We start from the raw sequence: 25,621 nt of genomic DNA, 5'->3' as shown, positions 1-25,621 counted from the left end.
ACTATTATGGCAACATTACAGGCAGGCGATAAAGCACCAGGCTTTACCGCTAACGATCAGAACGGCAACTCCGTATCGTTATCAGATTTTAAAGGCAAAACCGTAATTCTATATTTTTATCCTAAGGATGATACCCCGGGCTGTACCGCTGAGGCATGCAGTTTCAGGGATAATTACCAGTCGTTAATTGGCCAAGGCTATGAAGTAATTGGTGTTAGCGTTGACAGTGAAAAATCACACAAAAAATTTGAGAATAAATATAGCCTGCCCTTTACGCTGATTGCCGACGAAAGCAAAGAAATTAATGAAGCATACGGCGTTTGGGTTGAAAAAAACATGTACGGCAAAAAGTATATGGGCACCGCACGTAAAACCTTTATTATTGACGGCGACGGCACAATTATTAAAATAATTGACAAGGTTGATACGGCAAATTCGTCGCAACAGGTACTCGACATTTTAAAATAAATGCCTGTGTATATTATTTATACCTTAATTTAGCGGCGAAAATATAAACCCTGGTTAATGACACAAGACATATCAGAACTGAAGAAAATAGCGTCGCAGGTTAGGCGCGATATTGTAAGGATGGTGCATGCCTGCCAGTCGGGACACCCCGGCGGCTCACTGGGCTGTACCGATTTCCTGGTGGCACTGTACTTCGCCATCATGAAGCATGACCCTAAATTCAATATGGAGGGCAAAGGCGAAGACCTGTTCTTCCTTTCAAACGGACATATTTCTCCTGTTTTTTACAGCGTACTGGCACATGCCGGTTATTTTGATAAAGCTGAGCTGGCTACTTTCCGTAAAATCAACTCACGTTTACAAGGCCACCCTACTACCCACGAAGGTTTGCCGGGCGTACGCATAGCATCGGGCTCATTGGGTCAGGGCATGTCGGTTGCCATTGGCGCCGCTTTAGCTAAAAAGCTGAATGGTGACGACCGTTTGGTGTTCTCGCTGCATGGCGATGGCGAGTTACAGGAAGGCCAGATATGGGAAGCAGCAATGTTTGCGCCGCATAATAAAGTGGATAACCTGATTTGTACTGTTGACTACAACGGCCAGCAGATTGACGGTCCTACCGAAATGGTACTGTCGCTTGGCGACCTGAAAGGCAAATTTGAAGCTTTCGGCTGGGACGTGCTGGAAGGTGACGGTAACGACATGGAAAAAGTTGTAGCTGTGCTGCAGAAAGCAATCAGCCATACAGGTAAAGGCAAACCGGTAGTTATCCTGCTGAAAACAGGCATGGGCTACGGCGTCGACTTTATGATGGGCAGCCACAAATGGCACGGCGTTGCCCCTAATGACGAGCAACTGAACGTTGCTTTAGCACAGCTGGAAGAAACTTTAGGAGACTATTAAGCCGGGCGGGCACACGGCGATTGCCGTTGGCTGCATAACCTTAAAACAATTATAGTACAGGCACATAAACACCATGCGCCTTGCACCATGCAGAAAACAATGAAGAAATACACTTACACTGATAAAAAAGATACACGTTCAGGCTTTGGCGACGGGCTGCTGGAAGCAGGCAAACGCAATCCTGAAGTGGTCGCTTTGTGCGCCGACCTTATCGGTTCACTAAAAATGAACGACTTTATCAAGGCTTTCCCTGAGAGATTTTTCCAGGTGGGGATTGCCGAGGCTAACATGATTGGTATTGCTGCCGGTTTGGCTACTTCGGGTAAAATACCTTTTACAGGCACTTTTGCCAACTTCTCTACCGGACGCGTGTACGATCAGATACGCCAGTCGGTAGCTTACTCTGACAAGAATGTAAAAATATGCGCTTCACACGCGGGTTTAACTTTGGGTGAAGACGGCGCGACACACCAGATACTGGAAGACATCGGCATGATGAAAATGCTGCCGGGTATGACGGTGATCAACCCTTGCGACTATAACCAGACCAAAGCCGCTACTATCGCTATTGCCGAGCATCATGGTCCGGTTTATCTGCGTTTTGGTCGCCCGGTTGTACCAATATTTACTGATCCTGATCAAAAGTTTGAGATCGGCAAAGCATGGATGGTTAACGAAGGCGCTGATGTATCGATCTTCGCTACCGGCCACCTGGTATGGGAAGCCATACAGGCAGGCGAAATATTGGCTGAAGAAGGCATTGATGCCGAGATCATCAACATCCACACCATTAAACCATTGGACGCAGAGGCTGTCTTAAAATCAGTGGCTAAAACAGGTTGCGTGGTTACTGCTGAAGAACATAACCGTCTTGGTGGTTTGGGCGACAGCATAGCGCAATTATTGGCTGTTAATAACCCTACTCCGCAAGAGTTTGTAGCTGTTAACGACAGCTTTGGCGAAAGCGGCACACCTGCCCAATTGATGACCAAATATGGCCTTGATGCTGTAAACATTGTTAAGGCTGTTAAAAAAGTCATCGCCAGAAAAAAACAAAACGCATAGTTCTTTATTTTAAGGTATAAAAGTTTAATACATGGCCGCACAGGCTGAAGATGAGGAAATACTAAGCAAGTTCCGCGACGAAAAAACCAGGAATGAAGCCTTTAACCTGTTACTTAAGAAGTATCAGCAGAAAATCTATTGGCATGTCCGCCGTATGGTTATTGACCATGACGATGCCGACGACCTGGTGCAGGATGTGTTTGTGAAAGTGTGGAAAAACCTTCCAGGTTTCCGTAACGATGCGCAGCTGTACACCTGGATGTACCGCATTGCCACCAACGAATGCATCACCTTTTTGAACCGGAAAAAGATGAAAAACAACGTACCGCTTGATGATGTATCATACGAACTTGCGGATACGCTTGCCGATTCCTCATACTTTAACGGTGATAAGGCGCAACTAAAATTACAGCAGGCAATACTAACGTTGCCCGATAAGCAGCGGCTGGTATTTAACATGAAATACTTTGAAGACATGAAGTATGAGGAGATATCTGAAGTGCTGGGTACCAGTGTGGGTGCGCTTAAGGCGTCGTTTCACCTTGCAGTGAAAAAAATAGAGGCATTTTTACTGTCGTCAAATTAATTTGAAAACTCTTTAAACCTTTACAGAACATTGTAATCTAATGAGGGTATGATGAGCGATATGGAGAACAAAGATTGGCTGAATGAATTTCCGGAACTTAAAAAGGTTAATGCAAATAACCCTTTTACAGTGCCCGACGGCTATTTCCATAACCTTAGCGAACGTATCCTTTCCCTTAATAAATTAAACGCTTTAACCGTAAACAACGGCGGTTTTAACGTGCCTGAAAATTACTTCGACGAATTAAGCGGCAACATTATGAGCCGCATTAATATAGGCGAAGCAATAAATGTAGAAAACACAGGTTTTACCGTTCCCGAAGGTTATTTTAACGAATTAACGGGTAATGTACAAAGCCGCATTACTATTGAAGAGGCCGTGCAACAGGAAACCGCCGGCTTTGAAGTTCCGCAGGGATATTTTGAAGATCTGCAACAGCAAATAACTGCACGTATTGCTGTTGAAAAAGCGTTAAATGTTGAGCCTCAAGAAACATTTGCTGTACCTGCAGGGTATTTTGATAAACTGAATGCCGCGATACTTGACAAAACTGTTAATGCTGATAAAAATGCTGCCGCTGTTGAAAAGGTAAAACGCCAGACAATAGTGCGCAGGTTGTTTAATTCACGGATATACAAATACGCGGTTGCCGCTTGCATAACGGTTGTAATTGGCGTATCGTTTTTGATAGGATCAAACAACAATCCGCCGCAGCATACAGCAACCTATTTGCATACTCAGCTTTCGGATATCCCGGTAAGTGAAATCAAAAACTATGTTGAGCAAAACCTTGACGCGGGTGAAACCCAGGTTATGCTTACCGACCCGAACGTGAGTGACGAAGAAATTTTGGACTATATAGATACTGAACTTTAATAATGGGTAAGCTGGCCAAATTTATATACTTTATAGTATTTGCGCTGGGTGTTAGTTATCAGGCTTTCGCGCAGGTGCCTGCCGGTGCGCAAGGTTTTCGTAATCCGAACGGCGAGAAACAAAACTCGCCCTATGCAAAACTGGCTAACGTTAAAAAAGAATACCTGAGCAAACAGCTTAATCTTACTTCTGATCAGTCAAAAAAATTCTGGCCGCTGTACAGGCAATATCAGCAGCAAATGGTTACCATTCGCCGCTTAAAAAGACGTAATAGCGACGGAGAGGCGGATGCAAACAAAAAAATCAAGAACGATCTTTACTACGATACCGAAATGGTAAACATCCGTAAACGGTATAACGAAGAATTTCTGAAGATCCTTCCGCCTGAAAAGGTAAGCGAACTCTATAAAAGCGAACGTGAATTCAACGACGAGGTGATCAAACAACTTAGCGAGCGTAGCGAGAGGGCAGGTAATTAGTCTTAACCGGAATTTTCTAAATTAAAGGATTAACAGAATTGAATATGCGCATTTGCATATCCTCACGTCTGCACATCGTAAAATCGTACATTTGCACATCTAATAAAATGTACTCATGCCCACTCTTCGCCAGCTTTTTTTAGCCAACAACGCGCAAACCACTAACTTTCCGTTGCTGCTGGAGTTTGAGCGTGCCGAAGGGATTTACATGTATGATGCTGAAGGAAAACCCTATATCGATTTAATATCAGGCATCGGCGTAAGCAACATCGGTCATCGCAACCCCAAAGTGGTTGAAGCCATAAAAAACCAGGTAGATAAATACATGCACCTGATGGTGTATGGTGAATATGTACAAACGCCGCAGGTACGCTTTGCCGAAAAGCTGGTTTCGTTAATGCCTGATAACCTGCAATCGGTGTATTTTGTAAACTCGGGTACCGAAGCGGTTGAAGGAGCATTAAAGCTGGCGAAACGCTATACCGGCCGTACCAAGATCATAGCCTGTCATAACGCCTATCATGGCAGTACACACGGCGCGTTAAGCGTAATGGGTAACGATGAATTTAAACGTGGTTATGGTCCGTTACTGCCGGATATTGATTTTATCAGGTTTGATAACATCAACGATCTTAGCCTCATTACCGAAGAAACTGCCTGCGTTATTATTGAAACCATACAGGGCGAGGCCGGGATACGCGTACCGGAAATTACTTACATGCAGGCGCTGCGTCACAAGTGCAGCCAAACAGGTACTTTGTTGATACTTGACGAAATTCAGGCAGGACTTGGCCGTACAGGCAAACTGTTTGCCTTTGAACATTATGGCATTGTACCTGATATTTTGTTGTTAGCTAAAGCGCTTGGGGGCGGCATGCCTATAGGCGCGTTTATCTCTTCTAACGAAATAATGGGTGCATTAAAAGATAATCCCATACTTGGCCACATAACTACATTCGGTGGTCACCCGGTATGCTGCGCGGCTGGTTTAGCGGCTTTAGAAGCCCTGCTTGCTGAAAAATTAATCGATCAGGTTGCAGAAAAGGAAGCCTTGTTCAAGCAGTTGCTGGTGCATCCGGCAATTAAGCAAGTGCGTGGAAAAGGCCTGATGCTGGCCATAGAACTGGAGAATTTCGACCTGAACAAAAAAATAATCGACCGCTGTATAGAAAACGGTATAATAACCGACTGGTTTTTGCATTGCGATAACGCCATGCGTATTGCTCCTCCTTTAATTATCTCTCTGGAACAAATCAATACAGCGTGCCAAATTATTTTGCAATCGATTGACTATCATCATTGATTTCTGACAAATAGTATTCATTTCATTCATCTTCATTGTAAAAAATTTGCTTTAAAGCGTTTAAACGCGGTTTTTGGTATGCTTTTAGTACAATTTTGTGCATACACGCCAAAAATATAGTTCAAAGTGCTTACAGCTATCTTTTTAGTCGAAAGCTGTCCTGTTTTTTAGTCACTGGCCTGTACACTTTGTATTAATTGCTGTTTAACTAAGAAAATTAACTATAAAAAGTAAGATGAAGATTGCTTATATATCAACCTATCCTCCCCGCGAATGCGGTATTGCTACCTTCAATCAAAATTTAATGCGTGCTATTAACGCCAACTTTCCTGAAAGGAAAAAGCCAGGTGATGGCGGATATGTGGTAGCTCTTAATGATTCTACCGGCCTTGATGAGTATGAGTATCCCGAAGAAGTTAAATATATTATCAGGCAAAACAACCAAAAAGACTATATAAGGGCAGCAAATTATATCAACACCAGCAATGTTGATGCCTGCATACTTGAGCACGAATTTGGTATTTATGGCGGCGAAAGTGGCATTTACATTCTTCCGCTTATAAACAGACTTGAAAAACCGCTAATTTCAATACTGCACACTGTACTTAAGGAACCAAGTTATGTTCAGCGTATCATCATTCGTGAAATTGCCGAACAATCATCAAAAGTAGTGGTAATGAGCCAGAGGGCTGTTGAGTTTCTTACTGAGATATATGATATTCCTGTTGAAAAGATACAAATAATTGAACATGGTGTGCCTGATTTAGAGGCACCTTTAGATAACCCGGTAAAAAGGCTTTCGTCATTTAAAAATCGCCGGGTATTGTTAACCTTCGGCTTATTAAGCCGTAACAAAGGTTTGGAAACCGTTATCAGGGCCTTGCCTAAAATTGTCGAAAAACATCCCGATGTAACTTATGTGATATTGGGTAACACGCATCCGGGCGTTTTAAAACATTCGGGGGAAGAATACCGTGACTCATTGAAAAGCCTGGCAGCACAATTAGGCGTTTCAAATAACCTCGCTTTCATCAACAAGTTTGTAAGCGAGGATGAATTAATAAATTACCTTACCGCATGTGAAATTTACGTTACGCCGTATCTTAACGAAGCACAAATTACCAGTGGTACATTATCATACGCAGTGGGATCAGGCGCGGCGGTGGTATCAACTCCGTACTGGCATGCCGAAGAATTGCTTGCTCATAATCGTGGCAGGTTGTTCGACTTTAAGAATTCGGACATGCTGGCCGACATTGTAAATGAGTTGCTTGATGATGATGATGCACTTAACCAACTTAAGCAGAATGCTTATCAGTATGGCTTACACCTGCGTTACCCGGTAATAGGCGCTGAATTTATAAAAGTTGCTCAAGAGTCGGCAATGTCACATGACTTTAGCGACAAGATACTAAAAAACAGTATAGTTGACCCTGAGATATTACCGAAGTTTAGCCTGGCGCATGTTTTGCGTTTAACTGATGATACCGGCATTGTACAACACGCCAAATACGGCATTCCGAACTTAAAAGAAGGCTACTGTCTTGATGATAACTCGCGTGCTTTAATAATGGCATTGATGGCCTATCAGCGTAACAAAAGCCAGGAAGCTTTTGACCTGCTGCCAGTTTACCTGAGCTATATCCATTACATGCAAACCGACGATGGTAACTTCCGTAACTTCTTGAGTTTCGACAGAAGGTATCTTGATGATATTGGTTCGGAAGACTCATTCGGTCGTACTATTTGGGCGTTGGGACACCTGATTAACTGTGCTGCAAGTAATTCTTACCGTGAGTTTGCGCTTGAATTATTCCAAAAATCATATCCACACTTTAAAAACCTGCGTTACCTGCGTGGTATGGCAAACACCATTATAGGTATAAGTCTTTACCTACAGGCGGTGCCGACAGATGAGGGCATGATGGCTGAACTGATACGCCTTACTCAGCCTTTAATAGATGCTTTTAAAAATACTTCAGATAATGAATGGCACTGGTTTGAAGAGGGCATGACCTACGATAACGCCATTTTGCCACTGGCGCTGCTGCATTCGTGCGAGATCACCGGTAACGAAGAAGCCCGTGAAGTAGCGATGAAATCAATGGAGTTTTTAGATAAGTTGACACTTTCAAACGGCTACTTAAGTCCTGTTGGTAACGATGGCTGGTACTACCGTGGCGGCACCTTCCCTACTTACGATCAGCAGGCTATTGAAACCATGGCTATGGTGCTGATGTACTTCCAGGCTTACAAGATTTTCCGTACGCCCGAATATATCGAGAAGATGTTCCTGAGCTATAAATGGTTCCTGGGTGAAAATACACTGCGTGCTCCGCTGTACGATCATGAAACCAAAGGCTGCTGCGACGGGTTGCTGCCAACAGGCATTAACCGTAACCAGGGTGCCGAAAGTACATTGGCTTACCTGATATCGCACCTTACCGTACTGAAAGCTTTCGAGCTTGAATACGAGTACAATAAAATTGGACATAGCGTGCAAATTTGCTAAATGAAAGTAGCCGTATTAGCTCCCGTTGCCTGGCGCACACCGCCCAGGCATTACGGACCATGGGAACAGGTTGCCTCAAACATTGCCGAAGGGTTGATTAAACTTGGCGTTGATGTAACACTTTTTGCCACCGGCGACTCAATCACGGCAGGCAAGCTGGAAAGTATTTGCGAACAGGGTTACGAGGAGGACCGCAATCAGGACGCTAAAGTGTTGGAATGCCTGCACATCAGTAACCTGATGGAAAAGGCCGGACAGTTTGACCTGATACATAATAACTTTGATTTTTTGCCGCTTACCTATTCGGAGTTAGTAGATACCCCTGTTATTACAACCATACACGGGTTTTCGTCGCAAAAGATTGTCCCGGTGTATAAAAAATATAATTCACGCGGGTATTATGTATCCATAAGTAATTCTGACCGTAGCCCTGAACTTAATTATATAGGAACAGTATATAACGGTCTCGATACAAGAGATTTTGAATTTAATGCTGATCCGGAAGATTACTTATTATACTTCGGCCGCATACATCACCATAAAGGCACAGCCGAATCAATTGAAATAGCCAAACGTACAGGGCGCAAATTGCTGATAGCAGGTATTATTCAGGATGAAAATTACTGGCGTGAAAAGGTAGAGCCGGAACTAAATGACCAGATACAATACATTGGCCATGCCGGGCCTGATAAGCGTAAAGAACTGTTAGGCAAAGCTGCGGCATTATTGCATCCTATAAACTTTGATGAGCCATTCGGCATGAGCGTGGCTGAAGCGATGCTTTGCGGTACGCCCGTTATTGCATTCAACCGAGGGTCGATGCCGGAGTTAATAAAGCATGGAGAAACAGGATATCTTGTAAAAAACATTGAGGAGGCGATAGATGCGGTTAACCAGTTGCCTAATATCAATCGTGCCGACTGCCATAAATGGGCAGCTTCACAGTTTTCATGCGACAAAATGGTAGGCGATTACCTGGCATTGTACAAACAGATATTAAATAGATAACTGTTATTCACTTGCATTCTTTATCTTTCAGCAAATAAAGCCTGAATGCTAAACGCTTATTACATTTTACAGGACAACGAGAAAGTTGGCCCTTTTACCCACGAAGAATTATTTGAAAACGGTATTCACCCTGATACGCTTGTGCTATCGCCAATAGCTAATGACTGGCAGCATGCATCAAGTTTGCCCGAATTGCAAAACTGGTTTGAACGTGAAGGCTTTTACATACCTGGCCCAACGAATATGGCAGGTTTCTGGTGGCGCCTGCTAGCTTATATTATTGATTACGTTTTTCTATATACAGCAAGTGTATTGGTAGCTGTAATAATTGGTGTGATAGGTAGTTTAACTGGTTATACAGAATTTGGTAATGTAACCAACGGTGTAGTTACTATGATTACTGTAGCACTAATGTTATTGTACAATACAACATTCGAGGCTATGCCAACACAAGGCAGTATAGGTAAAATTATATGCAAGCTTGTTGTGGTTAATGTAGCCGGCGAAAAATTATCTTTCGTAAACGCGCTTGGCAGAAACGCCGGAAAGTGGCTATCGAGCCTGTTATGCGGCTTTGGTTTTTTAAGTGTGCTATGGGATAATGAACGCCGGAGTTGGCACGACCATATGGCGAAAGCATATGTTGTAAAGAAAAAATATTAACGGCCCCCTTCATCCTTAAAGGAGCCGTTAACAAATTAATATGCCACTGTAAAGCGTTGTTTTATATGCTTTGGCTGCTCCAATTCGTCAACAATAGCTGTTGACATATCTTCAACAGAAATTATACTGCGGTTGTCGGCATCGAATACAGGCTCGTCAAGACCAACGCGGTATGTGCCTTTGATTATGCCGGCGGTACCATGATGCATTTCAATTGCAGGGCTCAGGAAGGTCCAGTCAAGTTCTGTTTCGTTTTTAAGAATGTCCAGGTAATCACGTGCTGCCAGTGCGCCGGCTTTCCATTCGGCAGGGAACTGTGGTGAATCAACAAGCTGAACGCCCGGCGCCACAAATAAACTGCCTGCACCGCCAACTAAAAAGAATCTTTTTACACCAGCCTTCCTAACACCTTCCTGAATGGCTTGCGCGCCACGTAAAAAGTCGTCATAAATATTGGGATTATCCCATCCTGAATTAAAGGTACTTACCACCACATCGTGCCCTTTTACCGCTTCGGAAACTTCATCAGCGTTATAAGCATCGGCTTTAACCGGATGGATGTTTTCCGCAGCTTTTACCTTTTCTGGATGGCGTGCAATAGCTGTTATTTCATGCCCGCGCTTTTCAAGTTCGTTTACCAAGGCTGTACCCACAAAGCCTGTGGCGCCTATTAATGCTACTTTCATTTGTATATTATTTATGTTGACAAAACTGTAACCTATTTAATTACAGTATTAATTAAAAAATTTACTTTATGGGTTTACAGAAAGCTGCCAGCGTAATAGCCGATAACTTTTTAATCATCGCAGCTTCTACATCGTTGTAAACGATGTCCAGTTCAGCGTTTATTTGTTTACCTACCGGGCAGGCCGGGTTAGGCGTATTCTTTTTTCCTAAAGGAGACGTTTGCCGTACAGCATTGTATATATCACTCAAACGAATTTCCTTCGCAGATTTTGCCAAAGCCGTACCCCCACCCTTACCTTCTTTACTGGTTATCAATCCGTGTTTACGCAGGTTGCTAAGCTCTTTCCTGATAATAGCAGCGTTAACGTTCATGCTTCCGGCAATCAGGTCAGATGTAAGCATTTCATCCTTCATGTAATAATGAAGCGTTAAAATATGTAATGCAGTAGCAAACCTTACGTTGTTCATAACTGTAATAAAAATCATTACAGTACAAACTTACTTATTCTTTGGTTAAACTTCCAAAAAGTTTCAACTGATTTAATTTTGATGACAGTTTTGTGATGGTAATGCTACTGAGCGGCCAGTTTTATTGCACTTGTGCCTACAAGTCCGTTAAGGTTAGCACCCTGCATTACAATAGTATAATTGGTTCTTTTCTTTTTGGTGTAGAATACTATCTCGGCATTGCCGTTGGCATCGGTAACCACATCTGGTTTCCAGTAAACAGTCGGGCGCAGCTCAGTAAGTGTACCCGGCTCGGGAGTATATTTAGGTACATAATATTGCTTTGGCCAGCTAACAGGTACCGGGCGGATAATTGAAAGTGATGGATTGTTCCTGGAAAATAACCCGTTGCCCGACCATGTAGTTATTTCAATGTATGCAGGCCAATCCATTGAAGATGACGCTATAAGTATTTCCGGATCATAACTGCCTACATATTTAGAACTATATCTTGGGTTTTCCAGCAACTCCAATCCTTTAACATCAGAAGCCCTTAGCGCATTCAAGTTAAATGTTAGAAACTGATAGTAATCGCGCTGTACTTCCGGATCATAAAGAAAATCGAGTTCTACACCATCAATTACAAATTTTAATGCCCTGCCATGTAGTCTATATTGAGTAAAGCCTTTTATTTTTTTATATAATAAATCGATAAGTGAAATATCACCGGCTTTAATTATCTCGGCTTCATCCACCAATTGATCGGCTTCACCATTACCGTTAAGGTTATGTGAGTTTTTAACTACTTTTTTTGCTTTGATCACCACTTCCTGCAGCATTTTACCCGAACCCGGATACCGCATATCATTTAGCTGTTTTTGATACTGAATATTTTTTTGATGGTAACTCAACATCGTGCTGTCTGAGTTTACATACCATGGATCAATAAGAGCACCAGTGAATGCAGTGGCCGCAGGAGGTATAAATTTGTCAAGCTCAACATTAACTGCAAATATTTTCCCCTTTTTGTCTTTTGCTTCAACCACAAAAGCCGCTGTATCAAATGGTGGCAGATCAGTAAAAGTGAACTTTCCAAATTTATCGCTTATGGTATCTCGAACCACAATAGGCTTTTTAGTTGAAATGAGCACCACCGGAATATTAGCCTGAGGCTTGTTAAGCCTTACAACTCTACCCGATACTGCAACACTTCGTTCGGCATTGTAGGCTGGTTTGAACTTTGTATTAAAAACATCGTCCCAGTTGTAGCCTGTCCAGCCCTGCGTAAGCAATAAATTGTCAATTGCATTGTTAAAGGCCTCACCTTTTCCGCTAAAATACCAGCCCGGCTGTTCTACATATCCTTTTATTGCGGAGGTAAGATACATGCGGCTATGTATATCAGGCATTATGTTATTTTCCATTTTTACCTGGCTATCGTCAGTTACGGCAATTGAGAAGCTGCCCTGCACAGGCATACCGTATTTGTCGGTAGCTTTTACGGAAAGGCAAACACTATCAGCCGTTCGCGTTTTATCATTTGCTATCATGCTTATATTTATCCGATCGTCATGGTCAATAAACACCATTCGTTCTGCAACGGGCCGTCCTTTTATTGTAAGCAGGGTAAAACGCACTACACCGGTTGGAAAAATTGTTTTTGATATACGTGTGCGCACAAATGCAACACTATCCCTAAAGCGCAGCACTGACCCATAACACATTATTCCCCCGCTTTCGGCCACCAATGCATAAGCGCCATGTTCGGGCAAACCCGCGCTTGCCTGTATGGTTAGCGTAAGCGCGCTATCGGCATAGTTATTTTTTACATTGATTACCATGCCCTCCTGTTTGAACTGCGGAAACTCATATTGCTTCGTGCTGCCGTCAGAAAGTGATATAAAAGCTGAATAACTTTCGCCTCGCAAAGGTGTAAACTGAAACGAGCCCATGCCATTATGCGTTGATGAGAACTTAGCCACCGACTGTTTACGGCTGTCGCGTATCACTCCTTTTATATTTACGCCACGCCCGCTTTCGCTAACCGCTTTAAATCCAACTATAGATGTAAGCCCTGCAACCAGTTGTCCCCCTTCGGGCATAAACTGCACATCGGTATACGCCGGCCTGTCAATATGCAAAGGTATAACCAGTTGCCGTGCGCCACCTTTTTTGTTACGGTCGCGGGCTATTAGCGTAAGCTTCCCTGCATCGGAATTATTTGATAGAATAAATTCAAGATTGACCTTGCCTTCAAGGTCGGTTTGGCGCCTTTCACGAAACCAGGTTTTGCGTCCTTCGGTAAGCGATACCTGCATATCCTGCAGGCGCAGCGGACTACCATCAGCTTCAAGTATCTGTAAGCGGGTTTCAACGCTGTCTTTAACAGCCCTTATTCCAACGTTAACACGTCGGTTGCTTTCATCAGTACTGCTGATGTACAAGCGTTGCTGATAAAAACTTTCAGGGCCAAGGTTTTGCATCCAGTTGGTGTAGGTACGCAGGGTATAGTTGCCCTCGCTTACTATCGTACTATCCAGCACCATTTGCCCCCAGTTTATTCCTGTAAAAACAGGCATGGCCTGCTGCATTACTACCCGGCCAGTATCATTTACCAGTTCGGCATAAACAATACCGCTTTGCTTTGAATATTCCAGCAGGCCGTCAAGTACATAGTTTTTTAGCCAGATGGTGTCAGTATTGCTGTAATATGGTCTGTCGGTATGGGTAAACACCTTTTCAAGGGGCATACGCCTCATGAATGTATCAACGTTGGTGATCAGCTGTTTCGCGGCAGCAATATTTACCGCCTGTTGCGCATTACTATTGAACGGCAAAAATGTAAGTAACAGGCAAATACGAAAAAGCAAGGCACGCATAGGTTAGTGGTTGATTCATGCAAAATAGTGATAATTGAGGTGAAATCGTTTAAATTTCTTCCGAAGATTCGATCTTAACCGGCTCCTTAAACTCACCTTCACTTTTAGCAATCACTATCGTCGCTACACCATTACCTATCAGATTAGTAATGGCCCGCGCTTCAGACATAAAACGATCAACGCCCAGCAAAATAGCTACACTTTCAACAGGAATAACTTTTATAGCCGCCAGGGTTGACGTAAGCACAATAAAACCGCCGCCGGTAACCGCCGCGGCGCCTTTCGATGTCACCATAAGTATGGCCAGTATAGTAAGCTGCTGACCGAATGTAAGCGGAATACTAAATACCTGCGCCAGAAACAATACTGCCATACTGAGATAAATGGTAGTACCGTCCAGGTTAAATGAGTAGCCTGTCGGGATAACCAGCCCTACCACCTGCCTCGAGCAGCCAAACTTTTCCATCTTTTCCATCATGCTGGGTAACGCCGACTCGGACGATGATGTGCCCAGCACCAGCAGTATTTCCTGGCGGATATATTTAAGATATTGCCACAAGCTAAATTTGTATAAGCGGCAAATGATGTTCAGCACAATAAAAATAAACAGAAACATGGTAAGGTAAACCGAACCCATCAGCTTAAGCATTGGATGCAATGCATCAGCGCCATAGGTGCCAACGGTATAGGCCATTCCACCGAACGCCCCTATTGGCGCGAGCCGCATTACCACACGCATAATGTTAAAGAAAACAGATCCAAGTTTTTCAAACGTTAACAGCAGCGATTTACCGGTATCGCCCAATTTACTTAAGCCATAACCAAACAATATGGCGAAAAACAGTATCTGCAAAATATCGCCTTTGGCAAAGGCCTCAAAAATATTATGCGGAATGATGTGCGCGAAGAACTCGCCCCATTTCATTTCTTCGGCTGCTTTTTGATACTGTACTACCTTATCAGCGTTAATGCCTTTTTGCACATTGATGCCCTTGCCCGGCTGCAGCCAGTTGGCCACTGCCAAACCTATAATCAGCGCGAAGGTGGTTACTATCTCAAAATACAATAAAGCTTTTCCTCCTACCCGGCCTACCTTTTTCATATCACCCATGTTAGCAATGCCCAATACAATGGTGAAAAAGATAATCGGCGCTATCAGCATGCTGATAAGGTTGATAAACGTTCTGCTGATGATCTGCGCGGCCGGTGCGAAGTCCTTAAAATATAAACCCACAATAACGCCTGCTATAATAGCAACAATTACCTGGAAAGTAAGATTGGTGTACAGTTTACGCATGGATAAACAATTATACGTTTTTAATTAGATATACCGGCCGGCACTTGTAACGGCCACTTTAAACGAGATACTCGAAAACAACAAAACCTACCTGTCAAGTCAACTTAATGGGCTATTAGCTTAACATTACGGCTAAACTTTACTATTTTCGCAGCGCAAAATTTATCAGCTAAGGCATATGGATTATCAATTTAAGGATATTGAGCAAAAGTGGCAGCAGTTTTGGGCCGATAAAAAAACTTTTAAAGCTGAGAACAACTCGGCAAAGCCCAAATACTATGTGTTGGATATGTTCCCTTACCCATCAGGTGCAGGGCTGCACGTTGGCCACCCGCTCGGCTATATAGCAAGTGATATTTTTGCGCGTTACAAACGCCTAAAGGGCTTCAATGTACTTCACCCAATGGGTTATGATTCGTTTGGTCTGCCGGCCGAACAGTATGCCATTCAAACCGGTCAGCATCCTTCAATCACTACCGAAGCCAACATCGCTACATACCGCAGGCAGCTCGACCAGATAGGTTTCTCGTTCGACTGGAGCAGAGAAGTACGCACCAGCAGCCCCGATTACTACAAGTGGACACAGTGGATATTTATGCAGCTGTTCAATTCGTGGTATAATAAATCGGCCGAAAAAGCTGAGAGCATTGAAACTCTTGTACAGCACTTTGAAAAGTCAGGCTCAAAAGGCATCAACGCTGTCGCCGATGAAGATATATTAACTTTTACCGCTGATGAATGGAAGGCGTTTCCGGATGCTGTAAAGCAGGAAGAACTGTTAAAATATCGCCTTACTTATCTGCGTGAAAGCACTGTAAACTGGTGCCCGGCTTTAGGTACTGTTTTGGCGAACGACGAGGTGAAAGACGGCTTTAGCGAGCGCGGCGGTTATCCTGTTGAGCAAAAGAAAATGATGCAATGGAGCATGCGCATCACCGCCTATGCCGAACGCCTGTTACAAGGCCTTGACACTATTGACTGGCCTGAACCACTGAGAGAAATGCAACGCAACTGGATTGGCAAAAGCGTTGGTGCAAGTGTAAAGTTTCCATTAGCTACAGGTGAAGACCGTGGCGAATATATTGAAGTGTTTACCACCCGCGTTGATACCATTTTTGGTGTTACTTTTTTGGTGATCGCTCCCGAGCATGAACTGGTGAACGCGTTAACCACTCCCGAACAGCAGGCTGAAATTGACGCGTACATCGCCCAGACAAAAAAGAAAAGTGAGCTCGACCGTATGGCCGACACCAAAACGGTTTCGGGCGCGTTTACCGGCAGCTACGTGCTTAACCCGTTAAACGGCGAGCGCATACCTATCTGGATAGCCGATTATGTGCTGGCAGGATACGGTACCGGCGCAGTAATGGCCGTACCAAGCGGTGATCAGCGTGATTACCTGTTTGCGAAGCATTTCAATTTGCCGATAGTACCAATCATCGACATACAAAATATCGAAACCGAAGCCGACCCGACTAAAGAAGGGAAATACATCAACTCCGACTTTATAAACGGCTTAAGCTATAAAGAAGCTACCGCTGCTGTTGTTGCCAAACTGGAATCAATTGGCGCGGGCAAGGCTAAGGTTAACTTCAGGATGCGCGACGCTATCTTCGGCCGCCAGCGCTATTGGGGTGAACCGGTTCCTGTTTATTTTAAAGATGGATTGCCCAATTTGATAAGTGAGGCAGAACTGCCATTGTTACTTCCGGAAATTGATAAATATCTGCCAACCGAAACCGGTGAGCCACCATTGGGCAGGGCAACAGGCTGGAAGCATACTGAAGGTGAATATGAATTAAGCACCATGCCGGGTTGGGCTGGCAGCAGCTGGTACTGGTACCGCTATATGGACGCGCATAACGAAGCGGAGTTCGCATCAAAACAAGCCATTGAGTACTGGAAAGACGTTGATCTGTATATTGGCGGCAGTGAGCATGCTACCGGTCACTTATTGTACAGCCGTTTTTGGAACAAGTTTTTGAAGGATATCGGTAAGGTGGTTGAAGAAGAGCCGTTCAAAAAGCTGATCAACCAGGGAATGATACAAGGTCGAAGCAATTTTGTATATCGTTTGATAGATGATGAAGGCCGCGGCACCAACACCTTTGTATCGCATGGACTGATAAAAGATTACAAAACATCACCACTGCACGTGGATGTAAACATTGTAGAAAACGATACACTGAACCTGGAAAAATTCAAAAAGTTCAGGCCCGAGTTTGAAACTGCTGAATTCATACTTGAAGGTGGCAAATACATTTGCGGTGTTGAGGTTGAAAAAATGTCGAAATCGAAGTTCAATGTTGTTAACCCCGACGATATTATTGAGCGTTACGGTGCCGATACCCTGCGGATGTATGAGATGTTCCTTGGTCCGCTTGAGCAAAGTAAGCCCTGGAACACTAACGGTATTGAAGGTGTGTTTAAGTTCTTAAGAAAATTCTGGCGTTTGTTTCACGATGCTGATTGGAACTTCAATGTATCAAACGAAGCACCTACCAAAGCCGAACTTAAATCGCTGCATAAAATAATCCGCAAGGTAGAAGAAGATATAGAGCGTTTCTCATTCAATACGTCGGTATCAAGCTTCATGATAGCCGTTAATGAGCTTACTGATTTGAAATGTAACAAGCGCGCCATTCTGCAGGATCTTACTATCGTGCTATCCGCTTACGCGCCACACATTTGCGAAGAGCTTTGGGCATTGCTTGGTAATCCGGACGGTACATTATCGTACGCGGCATACCCTGTATTTAACCCTGATTACCTGGTTGAGGATGAGTTTGCTTACCCTATCTCGGTAAACGGCAAAACTAAACTGAACCTGAATATTTCGCTTAGTTTAGAACCAAAGCAAATTGAAGAGTTTGTTTTGGCAAATGCCGATGTGCAGAAGTACCTGGAAGGCAAAACACCTAAAAAAGTGATCGTGGTAAAGGGTCGTATTGTTAACCTTGTGGTGTAATAATTACACCTGCTGTAACGAATTCAATACATTGCGATTTTATTACAATTTGTAGCAGTAAGGCTGTAACATTTTAATCAATTTCGCCTCAAATTGTGAAATGATTAAAATGAAACGTTTTTACATACTCTTATTCTTTTGTTTTTCAGTACTTGCTGCTAACGCGCAGATTGGTTTAGGTGGTGGCGGCTCATCAATTGTAGGCCGTATTTCAGGTAAGGTGATCGACTCGCTTACCAAAAAACCACTTGAATATGCTACCGTAAGCATTTACCGCAGCGGCGGTTCGGCGCCTATTACCGGCGTACTTACCGACGAGAAAGGCAACTTCAAACTCGATAATATTAAGCCCGGCGCATACAAGCTGGGTTTTTCATATATCGGTTACCCAACTAAAATTGTCGACCCGGTTACTACCACACTTTCAAAGCCCGATTTAAACATTGGTGACGTGTCGGTAGCGCCAAGTGCGCAGGCACTTAAAGAGGTGCAAGTAACAGCGGCTGCCCCGCTGGTTGAAAACCGCATCGATAAAATTGTTTACAACGCCGAAAAAGACATAACTACCGCAGGCGGTAACGTAAGCGACATATTACGCAAGGTACCTTTAGTAAGCGTTGATATGGACGGTAACGTATCTGTTCGTGGTGACCAGAATATCCGGGTATTGATAAACGGTAAACCATCAGGCGCAATGGCAGCCAGCGTAGCCGACGCCTTGCGCACCATCCCTGCCGATCAGGTAAAATCGGTAGAAGTGATCACCTCACCATCTGCTAAATATGATGCTGAAGGTTCGGCAGGTATCATCAACATCATTACCAAGCAAAAAAACATGTCGGGTGTAAGCGGTTCTGTTAGCGGAGGTGTTGGTACACGTCAAAACAACGGCAACGCCAACATCAACTTCAGCAAAAACAGGTTGAGCTTAAGCCTAAACCTGGGTGGTAACTATACCTGGCCGCAAACATCAAAAACCGATTTCTATCAGCGTATACAAAACCCTGATGCTGAAAGGCCGCAAGACCTTTTGAACGACAACTATGCCGAAAATACTGTTAAGCGTTACGGCACTATGAATTCGGCAAGCCTAAACTACGACATCAATAACTACAATAACATTTCGTCAACTTTCAGGTTTAATCAGGGTGGTTTTAATCTGGATGGAAATTCAGACAACCATCAGATAAACTATCTTAGCGACACTGATGTGCGTTTTCAGGGCATTACAACTTCAAAAACTACTTTTGGTGGCTTTGACTGGAGCGCCGACTACACACACAAGTTTAAAAAAGAAGGCCACGAGTACACCGTATCAGGACAATGGAGCCACAGCTCTATTAAGAACAACTACCTGTACCGTTATTCGGCTGTTAATCCTAATCAGCGTGGCGACAACGACGGTATTAATAATGAATATACTATACAGGCCGACTATACGTTGCCAATATCAAAGCTTTTAAAGTTAGAAGCAGGTGGTAAAGGTATTTTCCGCAGGTTGAGCAGCGATTACAATATTTTTAATGACCCTACTGGTGGTGGTTTAAACGCTGATCCGAACAGCTTTATTTTAGATGCCACAAACTCAAATGATTACAAGTACGACCAGAGCGTTTATGCGGGTTATTCGGTTTTAACATTCAACCTGTCTGACAAGTATTCATTATTAACAGGCTTACGTTACGAGCATACCGCTATTGACGGTGAGCCTATCGGTACACCGCAGGAAGGTTTGGTGCCATTCAGCTCAGATTATAATACCTTTATTCCAAGCTTAACTATACAGCGTAAACTTAGCGCTACGCAAACAGTTAAACTAAGCTACAGCAAACGTATTCAGCGCCCAAGCTTACAGTTTTTGAATCCGTATATTAACAGAAGCAACATTTTCAGCCAGCAGGTTGGTAATCCCGAACTGGAACCCGAAGTATCACAAACTGTTGAGTTGAACTATAACACATTCATTAAATCATCGGTTATCAACTTATCAGTTTATTATAAACACACCAGCGGCCTAATTGAAGGTTTAGCAGAAACTGTTACTGACGAGATCAACGGCAATGAAGTGGATGTTACACGTACAACTTTCCAAAACGTGGGTTCAAATAAATCATGGGGTGCAAGTTTCTTTGGCTCGGTTAATCCGTTTAAGCCGTTAACCATCCGCGGTAGTGTAAACGCGTACACTTACAGCCCGGTTCCACAAGGAAGTAGCGTACAGTTTGCTACAAACACCGGTACTTACGTTATGCTAAACGCCTTCCTGAGCGCGCAGTATGATTTTGGCAAAAATATTATCGCCGAAGCTTTTGTGATTCAAAATTCAGCAAGAAGAAACATACAAGGCAGCAATCCTGCGTTCAGCATGTATGTGCTGGGTATTAAAAAACAGTTCTGGGATAAAAAAGCTTCACTTGGCTTTAACACCGTGCAGCCTTTCCAGGAGCACTTGTCGTTTAACCAGTTCATTAAAACGCCAACGCTTGATCAGTCGAGCAAAACCAAGGTACCTTTCCGTTCATTTGGTTTAACCTTTAGCTACAGCTTTGGAAAAGTGAAGTTCACCAACCCTCAGCAAAAGAAAAAAGGTGTAAATAATGATGACCTTAAACAAGGCGACCAGGGCGGCGGCATGGGCGGCGGCTCAGGCACCGGCGGGGGACGTTAAGAAATATTAAAAAGAGAAACGCCTGCATTAGCAGGCGTTTCTCTTTTTATATGACTCCCCTCTTAAGAGGGGCAGGGGTGTGTTAATAAACTTTACTTGTATATAACACACCCCGTTAATGTTGGTGCTATAAACTACATTGTGCAACCCCTCTCAAGAGGGGAACTTTCGTTGTAAGTGTACATTAAACCTCTCCTTTGGAGAGGGTTTGAGTGAGTTCCTTACGCTAATGCGATAACTTTATCCTTTAGTACCCCAAATATCCTGTCGGTTTTTTGATTGCGGATGGCCACCTTACCCGTAAACCTGCCAAATGAAGGCAATATGCATTGCTTAGCGCCGAAGGCAAAACATGGCAGCGTAATGCGCTGACGGCCGCGGCCTACCATTTCCACTCCCGGGTGGATATGCCCGCATAAAACATATCCTTCAACCTGCTTAAGCTTGGCCGGGGTTAAAGGATGATGCAGCATTAAAAACGGCCCTACAAGCAATTCTTCATGTAATTGAAAATTCAATTCGAGGTAATGGCTGTCGTGAATAATATCATGGTTGCCGCGGATCAGAACCATTTCGATTTTTTTGTGCCGCTCGCGCCACATGGCAAACCAGTCCCAGTCGGCGTTCATATCGCTATGAAAAAGATCACCTAAGAAAATGATCTTTTTCGGCTGATACTCATCAATCAGGTCTGACAATATTGCCAGATCATTCTGTTCCATGTCCCGCGGAACGGCTATACCCGACTTTCGGAAATGTCCTACCTTGCCCAGATGCACATCACCGGCAATTAAGGTTTTTTCCTGCTGCCAGAAAATGGCTTTTTGAGGAAGTAATAAAAGGTCTTGTTCTAAAAAATTAAATGCTAATCCCGCACAAATCGTCATAGGGACACAAAGTTAACTATTTAGCCAAATGTTAAATACTAAATGCTAATTTTATTTGCATTTTAGTATCGTCTCTGCCTACCTTCACCGCATCTATGAACCGAATTATTGAATGTGTACCAAACTTTAGTGAAGGCATTAATGCGGATGTAATTGCTGCCATTGCCAACAGCATAAGCAGTGTTAATAACGTTAAATTGCTAAACGTTGATCCTGGGAGAGACGCCAATCGCACAGTGATCACATTCGCCGGTGAGCCTGAAGGCGTAATTGAGGCAGCTTTTCAGGCAATAAAAACTGCCGGCGAACTGATTGATATGCGTACGCAAAAAGGCGAGCATCCTCGCATGGGTGCTACAGACGTTTGTCCGCTGGTACCGGTAAAAGGTATCACCATGCACGAAGTGGTAACATATGCTAACCGCCTGGCCGAACGTGTGGGTAACGAACTTGGCATACCGGTTTATTTATATGAGTATTCGCAGCCGGATAAAAGCCGAAGCAATTTATCCATCATACGTTCGGGGGAGTATGAAGGCTTTTTTGACAAGATGAAACGACCCGGCTGGCAGCCTGATTTTGGCCCGGCAGAAATGAATGCAAAAAGTGGTGCAACGGTTATAGGCGCGCGCAATTACCTGGTAGCGTATAACATTACGCTCGATACCAAATCGGTTCCGTTGGCGAAAAAGATTGCTTATACCGTACGTGAAAGCGGGTATAAAGACATTCCCGGAATATTGAAAAATGTAAAAGCCATAGGCTGGTACATGGATGAATACAATGCGGCCCAAATATCAATGAATCTTACCAATATCGAGGAAACTCCGGTGCATGTAGTTTTTGAAGAAGTTGCCCGTCAGGCCGTTTTACATGGCACTGAAGTAACAGGAAGTGAACTTATCGGACTTATACCGCTTACCTGCTTACTTGAAGCAGGGATATATTTCAAGCAAAAGCAGGGTCTATTGGCTGATGCCGCAGAGGATGAACTGGTAGAAACAGCTGTGAAAGAATTAGGCCTTGATAGTCTTGGTCCGTTTGATTCGAAACAGCGGGTTATTGAATACCTTTTAATGTAGATGCAAGAATTAAGAGTCAGGAATCAAGATAAAGTATACGATGAAACATCTTAATTCTTGATTCTTAACTCTTAATTTTACTCATCAATTACTTAAACGCTATAGTTTTAAATTCATATCAAATTTTGATATGATGATTGTTTAGCCTAAATTCGGATTGTAACCTGTGATTATATTTAAACCAATGCCCCGGCAATTAACCCCCTTATTGCTTGTTTTGTTTGCGCTTGCCTTTACACAGGTTTCTGCACAGCCAAGGTCGAAGCCTATCCCTGTTACTACTCAATACAACAAGTTTAAACTGTTAGCGGCTAAGGCTAATGTCACCTTTACTACGCCGAAAGGTTTTAATGAGATTCCGGCTTTGGATAACGAGGATTTCACCTTTGATTACGCCATGGAGATAGCCGGAAAAGGATTCGAAGTGTGGTATATGGTACGTTCGCAAAAAGAGAACTGGGCAAGTTACGAGCGTGTTTTTTTGAATGTTAAATCACGGGTAGCAAATCCCGATTCAGTATATGCTGAACTTGGCAAAGCACAGGCTGCAGCGTTTACTGATGGCAGCGATGTCTTTCCCCGTACGCTGCCGCCAAACGTATTAAGCCGTTATAATGCCGATGCCGGCCGTTCATATATGCTTAATTTGATTGATATGCCGGAAACCAGGCATTACCAGTATGCTTTGCTTGTTACTTTGCAAAAATATCATACCGGAACCGTTATGATGGTATGCTTTACCAACCAAAAGGGGCCCGAATTTTACAAGAATGTCGAGCGGGCGGGAAGCAGCATTAAGTTCAAGCCCGAACCTGCTGATGTTGATAAGTTGACAGATTAAGCGGGCGGCTATAATTTCAAATTGTTATTTTTGTTAGTTGAGGTAAACACCTCATATTAGCTGATTTTTATTGATATGGCAGAAACTCCAAATTATAGTGAAGATAGTATCCGGTCGCTCGACTGGAAAGAACATATACGCCTGCGTCCGGGCATGTACATTGGTAAACTGGGCGACGGCTCGGCGCATGACGACGGTATTTACGTACTGCTGAAAGAGATAGTGGATAACTCTATCGACGAGTTTGTAATGGGCAGCGGGCGCACTATTGAAATAAACATAAGTGAGCATAAAGTAGCCGTGCGCGATTATGGCCGTGGTATTCCGCTGGGAAAAGTGATTGATTGCGTATCAAAAATCAATACCGGCGGTAAATATGACAGCAAGGCTTTTCAAAAATCGGTTGGTTTGAACGGTGTGGGTACCAAAGCGGTGAACGCTTTATCAACCTCATTCACCGTACAATCATACCGCGATGGCCGTACCAAAATTGCTGAATTTGCCAAAGGGGAATTGGTGCGAGACGAGCCTGAAAAAGAAACGACGCAGCGCAACGGTACCGCTATAAACTTTATTCCCGACGACAGCATTTTCCGCCATTACCGCTTTATACCCGAGTTTGTTGATAATATGATATGGAACTATGTGTTCCTTAACTCAGGTCTTACTGTCAACTTCAATGGTCAAAAATATTTCTCAGAACGTGGTTTGTATGACTTACTTTCACGCAATACCGATGCCGAAACTATCCGCTACCCTATCATCCACCTCAAAGGTGAAGATATAGAAATTGCCATGACGCATGGCCAGCAATACGGCGAGGAATATTACTCGTTTGTAAACGGACAGAACACTACCCAGGGTGGTACGCACCAGGCTGCCTTCCGCGAAGCGGTGGTAAAAACCATTCGTGAGTTTTATAAAAAAGAGTTTGATGCATCCGATATACGCGCGTCAATAGTTGGCGCTATTTCAATAAAAGTTCAGGAGCCGGTTTTCGAATCACAAACCAAAACCAAGCTGGGTTCATTAAATGTTGGCCCCGATGGCCCATCAGTACGTGGTTTTGTAAATGATTTTGTAAAAAAAGAGCTCGATAATTATCTGCATAAAAACCCTGCAACGGCTGATGCTTTATTAAAGCGCATTATGCAGTCGGAGCGTGAGCGTAAGGATATTGCCGGTATAAAAAAACTGGCAAATGAGCGCGCAAAAAAAGCATCATTACACAACCGCAAACTTCGTGATTGCAAACTGCATTTTGACGATAACCACGAACGCAAGCAGGATACCACTCTATTCATCACCGAGGGTGACTCTGCCAGTGGGTCAATAACGAAATCGCGTGATGTGCTTACCCAAGCTGTATTCAGTTTGAAAGGTAAACCGCTTAACTGTTTCGGACTAACCAAGAAAGTTGTTTATGAGAACGAGGAGTTTAACCTTCTTCAGCATGCGTTAAACATTGAAGACGGCTTGGACGGACTGCGTTACAACAACATCGTAATAGCTACCGATGCCGACGTTGACGGTATGCACATCCGCCTGCTGCTGATGACTTTCTTCCTGCAATTCTTTCCAGACCTGGTAAAAGCTGGACATGTTTCCATACTGCAAACACCATTGTTTAGGGTTCGTAATAAAAAGGAAACCATATATTGCTACAGCGATGAAGAACGTCGCAACGCTATTGCCAAACTTGGTAACAAACCCGAAATCACCCGCTTTAAAGGTTTAGGTGAAATATCCCCGGAAGAATTCGGGTTGTTTATAGGTAAGGATATGCGCCTCGATCCCGTGATATTGAAAGACGCCAACATTAAAGGACTATTGGAATACTTTATGGGTAAGAACACCCCTGCACGCCAGCAGCACATTGTACAAAACCTTCGGGTTGAAAAGGATGACGAAAATATTAACCCGCTGGTAGCAGAAGAAGGCGAACAACTGGCAGTAGCGGTATAATCGCTGCTGCTTTGTACCAATTTTGTTAAAAAGTGTT

Annotated in this window: 20 protein-coding genes; 15 read left to right on the top strand and 5 right to left on the bottom strand. The window is 43.6% G+C overall.

The features are described from left to right. Nucleotides 1-6 precede the first annotated feature (6 nt). The 10 genes from bcp to EOD41_RS13695 all read left to right on the top strand — a co-directional run bounded on the left by bcp (nt 7) and on the right by EOD41_RS13695 (nt 9,863). The gene (gene bcp, locus EOD41_RS13740; protein WP_127705872.1) at nt 7-468 is read left to right on the top strand and encodes a thioredoxin-dependent thiol peroxidase; all 462 of its coding nucleotides are present in this window, start codon (nt 7-9) and stop codon (nt 466-468) included. A 57-nt stretch (nt 469-525) separates the two neighbouring features. After that, nucleotides 526-1,371 (top strand): transketolase, encoded by an 846-nt coding sequence (locus tag EOD41_RS13735; RefSeq protein WP_127705870.1) that lies wholly within the window; start codon nt 526-528, stop codon nt 1,369-1,371. Nucleotides 1,372-1,470: 99 nt separating this feature from the next. After that, complete coding sequence (locus EOD41_RS13730) at nt 1,471-2,436, top strand: transketolase family protein (RefSeq protein ID WP_127705868.1); 966 nt, start codon at nt 1,471-1,473, stop codon at nt 2,434-2,436. Between the two features lie 31 nt (nt 2,437-2,467). Further along, complete coding sequence (locus tag EOD41_RS13725; RefSeq protein WP_127705866.1) at nt 2,468-3,022, top strand: RNA polymerase sigma factor; 555 nt, start codon at nt 2,468-2,470, stop codon at nt 3,020-3,022. Nucleotides 3,023-3,082: 60 nt separating this feature from the next. Then, complete coding sequence (locus tag EOD41_RS13720) at nt 3,083-3,898, top strand: hypothetical protein (protein ID WP_127705864.1); 816 nt, start codon at nt 3,083-3,085, stop codon at nt 3,896-3,898. Between the two features lie 2 nt (nt 3,899-3,900). Beyond that, complete coding sequence (locus tag EOD41_RS13715; protein WP_127705862.1) at nt 3,901-4,377, top strand: aldolase/citrate lyase/malate synthase family protein; 477 nt, start codon at nt 3,901-3,903, stop codon at nt 4,375-4,377. A gap of 115 nt (nt 4,378-4,492) precedes the next feature. Continuing rightward, a complete protein-coding gene (locus EOD41_RS13710) occupies nt 4,493-5,680 on the top strand; it encodes an aspartate aminotransferase family protein (protein WP_127705860.1) in 1,188 nt (395 codons plus the stop codon). Between the two features lie 235 nt (nt 5,681-5,915). After that, nucleotides 5,916-8,192 (top strand): glycosyltransferase family 4 protein, encoded by a 2,277-nt coding sequence (locus tag EOD41_RS13705; protein WP_127705858.1) that lies wholly within the window; start codon nt 5,916-5,918, stop codon nt 8,190-8,192. Further along, on the top strand, nt 8,193-9,200 hold the full coding sequence (locus EOD41_RS13700; protein ID WP_127705856.1) for a glycosyltransferase family 4 protein: 1,008 nt from the start codon (nt 8,193-8,195) through the stop codon (nt 9,198-9,200). Nucleotides 9,201-9,245: 45 nt separating this feature from the next. After that, entirely contained in the window at nt 9,246-9,863 is a 618-nt protein-coding gene (locus EOD41_RS13695) for an RDD family protein (RefSeq protein WP_127705854.1), read from the top strand. 35 nt (nt 9,864-9,898) lie between these two features. Here the strand turns inward: EOD41_RS13695 and EOD41_RS13690 are convergent, their stop codons facing one another. The 4 genes from EOD41_RS13690 to dctA form a co-directional block, all read right to left on the bottom strand. Next, on the bottom strand, nt 9,899-10,549 hold the full coding sequence (locus tag EOD41_RS13690) for an NAD(P)-dependent oxidoreductase (RefSeq protein ID WP_127705852.1): 651 nt from the start codon (nt 10,547-10,549) through the stop codon (nt 9,899-9,901). 61 nt (nt 10,550-10,610) lie between these two features. Then, on the bottom strand, nt 10,611-11,018 hold the full coding sequence (locus EOD41_RS13685; protein ID WP_127705850.1) for an RrF2 family transcriptional regulator: 408 nt from the start codon (nt 11,016-11,018) through the stop codon (nt 10,611-10,613). Between the two features lie 104 nt (nt 11,019-11,122). Continuing rightward, entirely contained in the window at nt 11,123-13,876 is a 2,754-nt protein-coding gene (locus EOD41_RS13680) for a hypothetical protein (RefSeq protein ID WP_127705848.1), read from the bottom strand. A 49-nt stretch (nt 13,877-13,925) separates the two neighbouring features. Continuing rightward, a complete protein-coding gene (gene dctA, locus EOD41_RS13675) occupies nt 13,926-15,173 on the bottom strand; it encodes a C4-dicarboxylate transporter DctA (RefSeq protein ID WP_127705846.1) in 1,248 nt (415 codons plus the stop codon). Nucleotides 15,174-15,351: 178 nt separating this feature from the next. On the opposite strand from dctA, the gene leuS reads away from it, so the two are divergent. After that, nucleotides 15,352-18,141, top strand: a complete 2,790-nt coding sequence (leuS, locus tag EOD41_RS13670) for a leucine--tRNA ligase (RefSeq protein ID WP_127705844.1) — start codon at nt 15,352-15,354, stop codon at nt 18,139-18,141. Nucleotides 18,142-18,250: 109 nt separating this feature from the next. Then, a complete protein-coding gene (locus EOD41_RS13665) occupies nt 18,251-20,809 on the top strand; it encodes an outer membrane beta-barrel family protein (protein ID WP_164849938.1) in 2,559 nt (852 codons plus the stop codon). A 221-nt stretch (nt 20,810-21,030) separates the two neighbouring features. On the opposite strand, the gene pdeM is transcribed toward EOD41_RS13665, so the two are convergent. Beyond that, a complete protein-coding gene (pdeM, locus tag EOD41_RS13660; protein ID WP_127705840.1) occupies nt 21,031-21,696 on the bottom strand; it encodes a ligase-associated DNA damage response endonuclease PdeM in 666 nt (221 codons plus the stop codon). Between the two features lie 95 nt (nt 21,697-21,791). Here pdeM and ftcD point away from each other — a divergent pair, with 95 nt between their 5' ends. The 3 genes from ftcD to EOD41_RS13645 all read left to right on the top strand — a co-directional run bounded on the left by ftcD (nt 21,792) and on the right by EOD41_RS13645 (nt 25,584). Beyond that, nucleotides 21,792-22,778 (top strand): glutamate formimidoyltransferase, encoded by a 987-nt coding sequence (ftcD, locus tag EOD41_RS13655; protein WP_127705838.1) that lies wholly within the window; start codon nt 21,792-21,794, stop codon nt 22,776-22,778. Nucleotides 22,779-22,962: 184 nt separating this feature from the next. Next, complete coding sequence (locus EOD41_RS13650; RefSeq protein WP_127705836.1) at nt 22,963-23,619, top strand: hypothetical protein; 657 nt, start codon at nt 22,963-22,965, stop codon at nt 23,617-23,619. 75 nt (nt 23,620-23,694) lie between these two features. Next, entirely contained in the window at nt 23,695-25,584 is a 1,890-nt protein-coding gene (locus EOD41_RS13645) for a DNA topoisomerase IV subunit B (RefSeq protein WP_127705834.1), read from the top strand. Nucleotides 25,585-25,621: the final 37 nt, after the last annotated feature.

It is taken from the genome of Mucilaginibacter limnophilus (assembly GCF_004005815.1).
Classification (GTDB): domain Bacteria; phylum Bacteroidota; class Bacteroidia; order Sphingobacteriales; family Sphingobacteriaceae; genus Mucilaginibacter; species Mucilaginibacter limnophilus.
The sequence above is the reverse complement of the archived record's forward strand: the minus strand, read 5'-3'. Positions and strand labels throughout refer to the sequence as shown.

What these genes read in the sequence shown, in the direction of transcription:
- bcp (WP_127705872.1), top strand. Translation starts at nt 7, where the DNA reads ATGGCAACATTACAGGCAGGCGATAAAGCACCAGGCTTTACCGCTAAC.
- EOD41_RS13735 (WP_127705870.1), top strand. Translation starts at nt 526, where the DNA reads ATGACACAAGACATATCAGAACTGAAGAAAATAGCGTCGCAGGTTAGG.
- EOD41_RS13730 (WP_127705868.1), top strand. Translation starts at nt 1,471, where the DNA reads ATGAAGAAATACACTTACACTGATAAAAAAGATACACGTTCAGGCTTT.
- EOD41_RS13725 (WP_127705866.1), top strand. Translation starts at nt 2,468, where the DNA reads ATGGCCGCACAGGCTGAAGATGAGGAAATACTAAGCAAGTTCCGCGAC.
- EOD41_RS13720 (WP_127705864.1), top strand. Translation starts at nt 3,083, where the DNA reads ATGGAGAACAAAGATTGGCTGAATGAATTTCCGGAACTTAAAAAGGTT.
- EOD41_RS13715 (WP_127705862.1), top strand. Translation starts at nt 3,901, where the DNA reads ATGGGTAAGCTGGCCAAATTTATATACTTTATAGTATTTGCGCTGGGT.
- EOD41_RS13710 (WP_127705860.1), top strand. Translation starts at nt 4,493, where the DNA reads ATGCCCACTCTTCGCCAGCTTTTTTTAGCCAACAACGCGCAAACCACT.
- EOD41_RS13705 (WP_127705858.1), top strand. Translation starts at nt 5,916, where the DNA reads ATGAAGATTGCTTATATATCAACCTATCCTCCCCGCGAATGCGGTATT.
- EOD41_RS13700 (WP_127705856.1), top strand. Translation starts at nt 8,193, where the DNA reads ATGAAAGTAGCCGTATTAGCTCCCGTTGCCTGGCGCACACCGCCCAGG.
- EOD41_RS13695 (WP_127705854.1), top strand. Translation starts at nt 9,246, where the DNA reads ATGCTAAACGCTTATTACATTTTACAGGACAACGAGAAAGTTGGCCCT.
- EOD41_RS13690 (WP_127705852.1), bottom strand. Translation starts at nt 10,549, where the DNA reads ATGAAAGTAGCATTAATAGGCGCCACAGGCTTTGTGGGTACAGCCTTG.
- EOD41_RS13685 (WP_127705850.1), bottom strand. Translation starts at nt 11,018, where the DNA reads ATGAACAACGTAAGGTTTGCTACTGCATTACATATTTTAACGCTTCAT.
- EOD41_RS13680 (WP_127705848.1), bottom strand. Translation starts at nt 13,876, where the DNA reads ATGCGTGCCTTGCTTTTTCGTATTTGCCTGTTACTTACATTTTTGCCG.
- dctA (WP_127705846.1), bottom strand. Translation starts at nt 15,173, where the DNA reads ATGCGTAAACTGTACACCAATCTTACTTTCCAGGTAATTGTTGCTATT.
- leuS (WP_127705844.1), top strand. Translation starts at nt 15,352, where the DNA reads ATGGATTATCAATTTAAGGATATTGAGCAAAAGTGGCAGCAGTTTTGG.
- EOD41_RS13665 (WP_164849938.1), top strand. Translation starts at nt 18,251, where the DNA reads ATGAAACGTTTTTACATACTCTTATTCTTTTGTTTTTCAGTACTTGCT.
- pdeM (WP_127705840.1), bottom strand. Translation starts at nt 21,696, where the DNA reads ATGACGATTTGTGCGGGATTAGCATTTAATTTTTTAGAACAAGACCTT.
- ftcD (WP_127705838.1), top strand. Translation starts at nt 21,792, where the DNA reads ATGAACCGAATTATTGAATGTGTACCAAACTTTAGTGAAGGCATTAAT.
- EOD41_RS13650 (WP_127705836.1), top strand. Translation starts at nt 22,963, where the DNA reads ATGCCCCGGCAATTAACCCCCTTATTGCTTGTTTTGTTTGCGCTTGCC.
- EOD41_RS13645 (WP_127705834.1), top strand. Translation starts at nt 23,695, where the DNA reads ATGGCAGAAACTCCAAATTATAGTGAAGATAGTATCCGGTCGCTCGAC.